This window comes from Microbacterium testaceum (genome assembly GCF_003075375.1).
In the GTDB taxonomy this organism is placed as follows: Bacteria; Actinomycetota; Actinomycetes; order Actinomycetales; family Microbacteriaceae; genus Microbacterium; species Microbacterium testaceum_E.
The window spans coordinates 1-1,467 of sequence record NZ_QDFT01000101.1; the positions used below are offsets into that span (position 1 = coordinate 1).

At 62.8% G+C, this 1,467-nt stretch carries 2 protein-coding genes; both read left to right on the forward strand.

Annotated elements, in window-relative coordinates; genetic code table 11:
* A partial coding sequence (locus DC432_RS16585) for a hypothetical protein (protein ID WP_165801322.1) occupies window positions 1-1,249 on the forward strand: 1,249 nt, incomplete at its 5' end.
* The coding region (locus DC432_RS16670; protein WP_207770865.1) for a hypothetical protein at window positions 1,242-1,467 on the forward strand (226 nt) is incomplete at its 3' end. The genes DC432_RS16585 and DC432_RS16670, both read left to right, overlap by 8 nt.

The window sequence follows — 1,467 nt, forward strand, 5'->3', positions numbered from 1 at the left end:
GGTATCGCATGATGGCCAGGAGGTTGCAGCTACTAGCACGCCGGATCAGCCGTGGAAGCGTGACCGCACCCCTGAGGAGACTGCCGCGCTCGATACTCGCGCGGCCAACGGAGAGTTGCTTCCCGGTCGCAAGAAGAAGGATGCCTACAGCTTTGGATGGTTGACGACCATCGACCTGGAAGTGATTTGGACTGTTGCCAGCGCACGGCTCATCAAGGCGGAGAGCGTGCAGGTTGCACGTGGATGGAAGCGTGTAGAGGCCGCCTACAAACGGCTTCGGCGGTTGGAGAACGGCGGCCTGGTCCGCGCTCAGCGGGTTGTTGGGGTTGGCCAGGTGTGGACGGTGACAAAGCTCGGGCTACGCACGCTGCGCGCAAATGGCTTCGAGGCACGCTGGACAAAAGGCCGGACCAATGAGGCCGACGCTTTCCCCTACGTCGGCCCCGGTGACATCTCACTGCACAATGTGGCACACACTCTCGCACTCGCTCACGTCCGCGCCCAGTTGCTCCGCGGCGGCTACTACGACCTGCGGTTCGGTGAAGAGGGCTCTTCCCCAGTCGCCCCCGCGCAACTCATCAGCGAATGGACCATGAAGACGTCGTGGGAAGCACTGACTGGCCCGCTGCGAGACGGGTCGAGACACGAAGACCGACTCGTTGAGGCCAATAAGGTCGCCGCTGCGTATCGGCAGCGAGTAACCGAAGGGCGCGGCACGTGGGAGGAAGCGTTCATCAGCGCTCCCATGCTGTGGGTGCCTGCTCACCCGCCCGTCGAGCGTAACTATCGCGGCGAATCCGGTCCCGAATCGTCCGTCGAGCACGGCGGCTCGCACCTTCCCGACTTGGTGGTGAGTCGCCTAGCCAATCAGGACCGACTGAACGTGAACACGGCGGTGGAAGTGGAGCTCACGTACAAGAAGGTTTCCGACTATGTGCGAATCTTCGACGCCTACAGCAAGAGAGGCGGCATGTATCACCGCGTTGTGTGGCTGGTGCCCGACGAGAGCATTGAGCGGGTGATGCTGAAAGCGTTGGAGAAGCTTGGGAAAGCCGCAGCGCAGCACGTCATTCTGCCGCTGAACCTCGATGACGTACCAATCCTGATGAGCGTAGACAAGCGCGACCAGCACCGCGTTGAGCGCCGCACTAAGCGCGCGCTACCTAAGTCCAAGGTGACCGGTGATTTCGCCAGCCCCTTCCGCTCCGCTGCGGATCGGTCGGCTTCCAGCGGTGTGAGCAATGGCTGAGGCACGGTCCGAAGTGGTGGAGGGCATCCGTGAGTTCGTGCTGGAGTCCTTCTGGCACCATGCGACGAAGCGCACCAGATGGCTGGAGCAGGCACAGCGGGACGACGCGAGGGTGCATATTGGTACGCAGCGCGCCGCCCGCTCGCGCATGAAGCAACTGCACACAGCCCCGCGAATCACCTACGACGTGCATCAACTCCGGGTGCGCTCCGACGCCT